Source organism: bacterium, from assembly GCA_030654305.1.
Taxonomy (GTDB): Bacteria; Krumholzibacteriota; Krumholzibacteriia; order LZORAL124-64-63; family LZORAL124-64-63; genus PNOJ01.
The window spans coordinates 24,458-33,025 of record JAURXS010000245.1; the positions used below are offsets into that span (position 1 = coordinate 24,458).

The following is an 8,568-nucleotide window of genomic DNA, read 5'->3' on the forward strand; positions in this document are numbered from 1 at the left end:
CCGGGCGACCGGGGAGGGAACGACGTGACGATGATCTCCCGGGACGCCGTGCCCGCGTTCGACCGCCGTTTCTTCGACGGCGCCGATGCCGTGTCGCGCATCGGGGAGGGGGAGCTCGGCGGCAAGGCGGCCGGCCTCGCGCTCATGGCGCGGGACATCCTGGGCCGCTTCGACGGCGCCGCGTGCCCGGGCATCCGGGTCGACGTGCCGCGGCTGGTGGTCCTGACCACCGACGTCTTCCGCGCCTTCGTGGACCAGAACGACCTGGCGGACGCGGTCTACGGCGGCGCCCCCGACGACCGCATCGCCCACGCCTGCCAGCGCGCGGAGCTGCCGGCCCAGTTCGTCGGTGACCTGCGCGCCCTGATCGACGGCGTGCACTCGCCGCTGGCGGTGCGCTCGTCGAGCCTGCTGGAGGACGCGCTGGAGCACCCGTTCGCCGGCGTCTACGCCACCAAGATGATCCCGAACCACCGGCTCGACCCGGACGGCCGCTTCCGCAAGCTGGCCGAGGCGATCAAGTTCGTCATCGCCTCGACCTTCTTCCGCCAGCCGCGCGACTACATGCGCTCGATCGGCCGCGACCCCCGCGAGGAGGCGATGGCGGTCGTGGTGCAGGAGATCGTCGGCCGGCGCCGCGGCGACCTCTTCTACCCCTGCCTCTCGGGCGTCGGCCGCTCCTACAGCTACTACCCCATCGGCCGCGCGCGCCCCGAGGACGGCGTCGTCAACCTGGCCCTCGGCCTGGGCAAGGCGATCGTCGACGGCGGCCTGACCTGGTCCTACTCGCCGGCCCGGCCGCGCGTCGGCCCGCCCTTCAACGGGCTGGGCGACATGGTCAAGAACACCCAGACCTCGTTCTGGGGCGTGAACATGGGGACGCCGCCGCCGCCCGACCCGGTGCGCGAGACGGAGTTCCTGGTGAGCTCGGACCTGGCCCGCGCGGAGGCCGACGGCGCCCTGGACCACCTGGTGTCCACCTTCGACCCGGCCAGCGACCGCCTGCGCTGCGGCCTGCTGCCCGGCGGCGCGCGCGTGCTGGACTTCTCGCCCATCCTGGACGCCGGCGTGCTGCCGCTGAACGAGGCGGTGAAGCAGATGCTGGGCCTGGCGAAGGCGGCCCTCGGCGCCGACGTGGAGATCGAGTTCGCGCTGACCTTCGGCGAGGGCGGCGCGCCCGCGCGGCTGGGCCTGCTGCAGGCGCGGCCCATGCAGGTGGCCGTCGGCGAGGTGACCGTCGGCGAGGACGAGCTGGACGGCCCGGGAGTCCTGCTGTCCTCGGAGATCGTGCTGGGGCACGGCGCCCGCGCCGACCTGCGGGACGTCGTCTACGTGAAGCCGGCCGCCTTCGAGGCCCGCCACACGCCGCGCATCGCCGCGGAGCTGGAGCGCATCAACGCCGGCCTGCTGGCCGAGGGGCGGACCTGCCTGCTGATCGGCTTCGGCCGCTGGGGCAGCTCCGATCCCTGGCTGGGCGTGCCGGTGGACTGGAGCCAGATCTCCCAGGCCCGCGTCGTGGTCGAGGCCACGCTGCCGGACATGAGCCCCGACCTGAGCCAGGGCTCCCATTTCTTCCACAACCTGATCAGCTTCGGCGTGCAGTACCTGTCGGTGCCGCACACCGGCGGCCGGGCCGTCGACTGGGCCTGGCTGGACGCGCTGCCGGCCGAGCACGAGGGCGAACTCGTGCGCCACGTCCGCACCCCGCGACCGTTGGACGTCCGCGTCGACGGGCGCGCCCGCAGGGGAGTGATCCGCCATGACTGACGACCGCGACCCGACGCTGGCCCAGCTGCTGGTCTCGCTGCAGGAGCGCTCGAAGGAGCTGGACTGCCTCTACCGCATCGAGGAACTGTTCGCGGAACAGGGGAAATCGCGGCAGGACGTCTGTCGCGGCGTGGCCGAGGCCCTCGTCACCGGCATGCAGTACCCGACCATCTGCCAGGCCGAGGTGGCGTGCGACGGCGTCGTGCACCGCACCGAGAACGGCCCGCGCACGCCCTGCCACCTGCGCGCCGAGATCCTGGTGCAGGAGCAGATGACGGGGGAGGTCTGCGTCTACTACACCGGCTCGTGCCCCGACGTGGGCGACGGCCCCTTCCTGAAGGAGGAGCGGCGCCTGCTGAAATCGGTGGCCGACCGCCTGGCCCACTACGTCCTCTTCGAGCGCCTGCGGGACCTGCGCAAGGTGCGCGCGCACGTCCGCGAGGACGGGATCGAAGAGCCGCTGTGGCTGATGCCCATCCAGATGCTGCGCGAGTCGGACCCCCACCTCCACCAGAGCATCGCGCGCAAGCTGCTGAACCTGCTCTGCTCGATGGGCGTCGACGAGGCCCAGGCCATGCTCGGGCGCGTGGACTCCGTGGTGTCGGCCGAGACGGTCTCCGGCGAGGTGAACGTGCCGGGCGTCGTCCAGAAGCGCGACGAGTCCGTGCTGCTGTCGGACGCGCCGTTCTTCATGGCCGCGCGCCACATGACCGACCACGAGATCCTGCTGAAGGTCCAGAAGTGGATCCAGGACGACCGCGCCGGCCTCTTCCTGAAGATCCTGGACAACCCGCGCACGACCCTGCCCGAGCTGGCTGACGCGCTGCGCCGCTACCACCACCTGGTGGGCGAGGGTTCCTCGCTGCAGCCCTCGACGGTCACCAACATGCACGTCTCGCTGGTGCGGCGCTTCCTCACCGAGCAGCTCGACTACATCAAGGTCGCCAAGGAGTTCGTGACGGTCGCCGACCTGCGCGCCCTGGTCGACCGCCTGATCATGCCCGTGGACGGCACCGGCAAGCTGGGCGGCAAGGGCTCGGGCCTGATCCTCGCCGAGCGCATCCTGGCCCGCGCCTCCACGCCGGACCGGCCCGTCGGCGAGGTCCACGTCCCGCGCACCTGGTACCTGGCGTCCGACGCCACGCTGGAGTTCATCGCGCACAACGACCTCGAGGACGTCATCGAGCAGAAGTACAAGGAGATCGGGCAGGTCCGGCAGGAGTACCCCAACATCATCCAGCTCTTCAAGCACTCGCCGCTGCCGCCGCACCTGCGCCAGGGCCTGGCCGCGGCGCTGGACGACCTGGGCGAGGTGCCGCTGATCGTGCGCAGCTCCAGCCTGCTCGAGGACCGCTTCGGCACCTCGTTCTCCGGCAAGTACAAGAGCCTGTTCCTGCCCAACCAGGGCGAGCGCGGCGAGCGCCTCGACGCCCTCTGCGACGCCATCACCGAGATCTACGCCTCGGTGTTCGGGCCCGACCCCGTCGAGTACCGCCGCGACCGCGGCCTGCTGGACTTCAGCGAGGAGATGGGGATCCTGATCCAGGAGGTCGTGGGCCGCCGCGTCGGCCGCTACTTCCTGCCGGCCTTCGCCGGCGTGGCCTTCAGCCGCAACGAGTTCCGCTGGTCGCCGCGGATCCGGCGCGACGACGGCCTGATCCGCCTGGTGCCCGGGCTGGGCACGCGCGCCGTCGACCGCGTCGGCGACGACTTTCCGGTGCTGGCGGTGCCGGGCCAGCCCAACCTGCGGGTGAACGTGGAGCTCGAGGAGATCGTGCGCTACGCGCCGAACAAGATCGACGTCATCGACCTCGAGCAGAACGCCTTCGTCACGCTGTCGATCGCCGACCTGCTGCGCGAGGTGGGCGGCCGCTACCCGGGTCTCGAGCTGGTGTTTTCGCAGCTGAACGAGGGCATGCTGCAGCGCCCGCGGCGCCTGATGTTCGACGCCGCGCACGACGAGCTGGTGGCGACCTTCGACGGCCTGATCAACGGCACGCCCTTCGTGCGCCACCTGCGCAACGTGCTGGTGATCCTCGAGGAGAAGCTGGGCACGCCGGTGGACATCGAGTTCGCCCACGACGGCGAGCGGTTCTACCTGCTGCAGTGCCGGCCCCAGAGCCACACCGACGACGCCGCCCCGGCGCCGATCCCCAAGAACCTGCCGGTCAAGGACGTCCTGTTCACGGCCGACCGGCACGTGTCCAACGGCTGGATGCCCGACGTCACCCACGTGGTCTACGTCGACCCCGACGCCTACGCGTCGCTCGAGGACCGCGCGAGCATGCTGGCGGTGGGGCGCGCGATCGGCGACCTGAACAAGCTGCTGCCGAAGCGCTGCTTCATCCTGATGGGCCCCGGCCGCTGGGGCAGCCGCGGCGACATCAAGCTGGGCGTGAGCGTGACCTACGCGGACATCAGCCACACCTCGATGCTGGTGGAGATCGCGCGGCAGAAGGGCGGCTACCTGCCCGACCTCTCCTTCGGGACCCACTTCTTCCAGGACCTGGTGGAGGCACGCATCCGCTACCTGCCGCTGTACCCGGACCGCGACGGCATCGTGTTCAACGAGCAGTTCCTGCTGGGGGCGCGCAACCTGCTGCCCGAGCTGCTGCCCCAGTACGCCGAGCTCGCGGGCACGCTGCGGGTGATCGACGTGCCGGCCGAGGCCGGGGGGCGCGTGCTGCGCGTGCTGATGAACGCCGACCTCGACGAGGCCCTCGCCTGCTTCGTCGAGCCGGGGCAGGAGCGCGGCACGGGCGCCGACGCGGCGGCCGAGCTGATCGGCCAGCCCGGCGAGGTCTGGCGCTGGCGCCTGCAGATGGCCGAGCGCATCGCGCGCGACGTCGACGCGGCGCGCTTCGGCGTCAAGGCGATGTACGTCTTCGGCAGCGTGAAGAACGCGACGGCCGGCCCGGCCAGCGACATCGACCTGCTGGTCCACATGGAGGACGACCCGGTGCGGCAGGCGGCCCTGCGGGTCTGGCTCGACGGCTGGAGCCGCTGCCTGGCGGAGATCAACTACCTGCGCACCGGCTACCGCAGCTCCGGGCTGATCGACGCGCACCTGATCACCGACCGGGATATCGCCGAGCGGTCGAGCTTCGCCGTGAAGATCGGCGCGATCACCGACCCGGCCCGCGAGCTCCACCTCGGCGGCGGCGACGAGCCGGCCTGATCCCCTAGAGCAGGGCGCGCGCGGCCGCGTCGGGGTCGTCGGGGTCGAAGCGCATCAGGGCCAGCTCCGGCCCGTCGTGGGCGCCGTTGCAGGCCAGGGTGTCGCCGATCGTCGCGCGCCAGGCGCCGGTCAGCCGCGCGGCCTCGTGCACGTGGCCGTGCAGCGACAGCGGCGGCCGCCGCGCCTCGAGGAACCTGCGGATCGCGATGCTCCCGATGTGCACGTCCAGCGGCACGTGGTCGACCGACCTGCCGTCCAGGGCGGCGCGGTCCAGGTCGCAGCCGTACGGCGGGCAGTGGAACAGGCAGACCGCGCGCGACAGGTCCCCGTCTCCCGCCAGCTCGTCCAGCTCCGCCGCGATCGTCGCCAGCCGGATCTCGCGCTCGTCGCGCGCGACGGTGCGCCGTCCCTCCTCCGGCGACAGGCAGCCGGGATCCACGTAGCGCGACACGTCGTAGCGCTCCCAGTCCTTGAGCAGGAACGGCGAGGGGGGGATGCAGGCGTAGCCCAGCACGCTCCGGTCGCCCCAGGCGACGCGCCGGCCGTGCGCCTGGATCCAGAGCCCCTCGTGTTCGCCCGCGGCGAGGCCGGGCAGCTCGTCGGCGGGATCGTCGTTGCCGGGGATGAGGAAGACCGCGGGGTAGGCGGCGCCCAGGCTCGCGCGCAGGCGGCGGAAGCCGGCGGCCAGCACTTCGGCGACGAAATCGCCGCCGGCGACCAACCGGTGCGGCAGCAGGTCGCCGCCCAGGAACAGGGCGGCGGGGCGTTCGGCGGCGGCCGCGTCCCAGAGCTTGCGGTAGCGGTCCGGGCGGCCGTGCAGGTCGGTCGCGAAGTGGCAGAGGCCCATGCCCATCCTCCCTCGGTCGGCGGCCATGGTGCGCCCCGCGCCGGCGACGCGCAACCACGGATCAACCAGGAGTGGAACACGCCTGTATCCGGGCCGGAACGGTCGGCGCGGCATGTGCATCCGCCGGTGCGGCATCTGTGAATAATGTTTGCGTCCGCACCGTCGCCACCTAAATTTGTTGGAGTTTCAACAGGTGCAACCGACCTCACGGTTGTCCTCGGACGGTCCCTCATCGCGGGAGAGCCGACATGGCTGAATTCAAGGCTTTCATGGATCAGGTCGTGGCCAAGAACCCCGAGCAGAAGGAATTCCACCAGGCCGTGCAGGAGGTCGTGGAGTCCCTGTGGCCCGTGCTCGACAAGCGCCCCGAGTACCGCAAGGCGAAGATCATGGAGCGCATCGTCGAACCTGAGCGCGTGATCCTGTTCCGTGTGCCCTGGATCGACGACAACGGCGAAGTCCAGGTCAACCGCGGCTTCCGCATCGAGATGAACAGCGCCATCGGCCCGTACAAGGGCGGCCTGCGCTTCCACCCGAGCGTCAACCTGGGCATCCTGAAGTTCCTCGCCTTCGAGCAGGTCTTCAAGAACGCGCTCACCACGCTGCCCATGGGCGGCGGCAAGGGCGGCTCGGACTTCGATCCCAAGGGCAAGAGCGACAACGAGGTCATGCACTTCACGCAGAGCTTCATGACCGAGCTGCAGCGCCACATCGGCCCCGACACCGACGTGCCCGCCGGCGACATCGGCGTGGGCGGCCGCGAGATCGGCTTCATGTTCGGGCAGTACAAGCGCATCCGCAACGAGTTCACCGGCGTGCTCACGGGCAAGGCCCTGAAGTGGGGCGGCTCGCTGATCCGCCCGGAGGCCACGGGCTACGGCGCCGTGTACTTCGCGCAGGAGATGCTCGCGACCCGCAAGCAGGACCTCAAGGGCAAGACCTGCCTGGTGTCCGGCTCGGGCAACGTGGCCCAGTACACGGTCGAGAAGATCCTCGACCTCGGCGGCAAGCCGGTGACCTTCTCCGACTCCGCGGGCTACATCTACGACGAGCAGGGCATCGACCGCGAGAAGCTGGCGTTCGTCATGAACCTGAAGAACGTCAAGCGCGGCCGCATCAAGGAGTACTGCGACAAGTACCCGAAGGCCGTCTACAAGGCCATCGATCCCGGCGCCGCGTTCAACCCGCTGTGGGACCACAAGGCCGACTGCGCCTTCCCCAGCGCCACCCAGAACGAGGTCAACGCCAAGGACGCGGCGAACCTGCTGCGCAACGGCGTCTACGTGATCTCCGAGGGCGCGAACATGCCCACGGTCCCCGCGGGCGTCGAGCAGTTCGTCGACGCGAAGATCCTCTACGGCCCCGGCAAGGCCGCCAACGCCGGCGGCGTGGCGACCTCGGGCCTCGAGATGTCGCAGAACAGCATGCGCCTCTCCTGGAGCCGCGAAGAGGTCGACGCGAAGCTGCACGGCATCATGAAGTCGATCCACAAGAACTGCGTGGAGACCGCCGAGGCCTTCGGCACTCCGGGCAACTACGTCAACGGCGCCAACATCGCCGGCTTCCTGAAGGTCGCCGACGCGATGATGGACCAGGGCGTGGTGTAAGCGGACACCGCTGAACCACCCGACCGGCAGGGTCGGGGGACGCGCCCCGGGCACCTCGTGTGCCCGGGGCGCTCGACTTACGGGGCCCCGCGCCCTCCTGGCGCAGGACCCCTCCAGACGCCCCCGACCCTGCCGGTCGGGTGGTCCAGCGGTGCGGCCGCTCACGTGCAGTCGGAGGGGGAGCGGCCCCCCTGGAGCGCACCTACGCGGCATGATATGATGGCTCTCTAGGATGTCACCCATGCTTGGAGGTGTCCGTGATGCGTACGATCCGAGTGTCGGTCGCGGCCGTGCTCCTAGCCGCGCTGGCGGGGACCGCCGTTGCCGCGGACTACTGGCCGCTGACGCCGGGGGCGACCTTCACCTACCAGTGGTCCGACGGGCCCCTGAACGTCGAGATCCTGCAGAACTCCAATCCGGCTTGGTTTTCCAGGAGCTACACGAGCGCCCAATGCGCCGGATCCGGAACCTATCGACTCGACGACGACGGGGACGTCCTGTGGGGCGGGTCCGGCTGGGTGTGCAAGTCCTGGGTCGACCCCGACTACTTCACGCTCACGCCGCCGGTGCTGTTCCTGGACCTGCCGCTCACGGTCGGCAAGCAGTGGCAGAGCGAGACGACGGTCGACTACGGCTACGGCTCCTTCGCAGCAACGCTCCACTGCTCCGTGACCGGCACGGAAACGGTCACGACGCCGGCCGGCGACTTCGAGACGATGGTGATGCAGATGATCACGTTCGACGGCCCCTGGTTCCTGCGTCAGTGGACCTACAAGCTGCACCGGCAGCTCGGCCCGGTGATCGACGAGGGCGGAGAACTGGTCGACTGGACCGGCGTCTTATCGTCCGACGAGTCGACCTGGGGCGAAGTCAAAGCGCTCTACGCCCGCTGAACCGTTCCTCCGCCGGTTGCACCAGTTCCGGCTGCGAAATCGTCCCTGCCATGCCCATGCTGCTGTTCGACTCGGATCCGCACATCCTGCCGAGACAGGGGTGTCCTGCAGGCCCTGGAGCCAGGATGGCGGAAGGGCCGGAAGGCCAAGCGAGTCGGGCACAGGATGTGCCCGACGAGCGCCCCCTGTCTCGGCAGGATGTGCGGATCCGAGTCGCATCACAGCATGGGTAGGGACAATTCTACTGATGACTGGAAATCCCCAGCGCATCGTGAA

General features: G+C 70.2%; 5 protein-coding genes. 4 read left to right on the forward strand and 1 reads right to left on the reverse strand.

What is annotated here, in order from left to right; translation table 11 throughout:
• Nucleotides 1-30 precede the first annotated feature (30 nt).
• Nucleotides 31-1,767 carry a PEP/pyruvate-binding domain-containing protein gene (locus tag Q7W29_06960; GenBank protein ID MDO9171555.1) on the forward strand — a complete coding sequence of 579 codons (1,737 nt, stop codon included), beginning with the start codon at nt 31-33 and terminating at the stop codon, nt 1,765-1,767.
• On the forward strand, nt 1,760-4,945 hold the full coding sequence (locus Q7W29_06965) for a PEP/pyruvate-binding domain-containing protein (GenBank protein MDO9171556.1): 3,186 nt from the start codon (nt 1,760-1,762) through the stop codon (nt 4,943-4,945). Before Q7W29_06960 ends, Q7W29_06965 begins: the two co-directional genes overlap by 8 nt.
• 4 nt (nt 4,946-4,949) lie before the next feature.
• Here Q7W29_06965 and Q7W29_06970 read toward each other — a convergent pair whose 3' ends face one another.
• A complete protein-coding gene (locus Q7W29_06970) occupies nt 4,950-5,792 on the reverse strand; it encodes a metallophosphoesterase (GenBank protein MDO9171557.1) in 843 nt (280 codons plus the stop codon).
• Nucleotides 5,793-6,040: 248 nt separating this feature from the next.
• Between Q7W29_06970 and gdhA the strand changes: the two genes are divergently transcribed.
• Together gdhA and Q7W29_06980 are read left to right on the forward strand one after the other, a co-directional pair.
• Nucleotides 6,041-7,399, forward strand: coding sequence for an NADP-specific glutamate dehydrogenase (gdhA, locus tag Q7W29_06975; GenBank protein ID MDO9171558.1), 1,359 nt, complete (start codon nt 6,041-6,043; stop codon nt 7,397-7,399).
• Between the two features lie 260 nt (nt 7,400-7,659).
• Nucleotides 7,660-8,292: a hypothetical protein gene (locus Q7W29_06980; protein ID MDO9171559.1), complete on the forward strand. Its 633-nt coding sequence runs from the start codon at nt 7,660-7,662 to the stop codon at nt 8,290-8,292.
• The last annotated feature ends 276 nt before the right edge of the window (nt 8,293-8,568 follow it).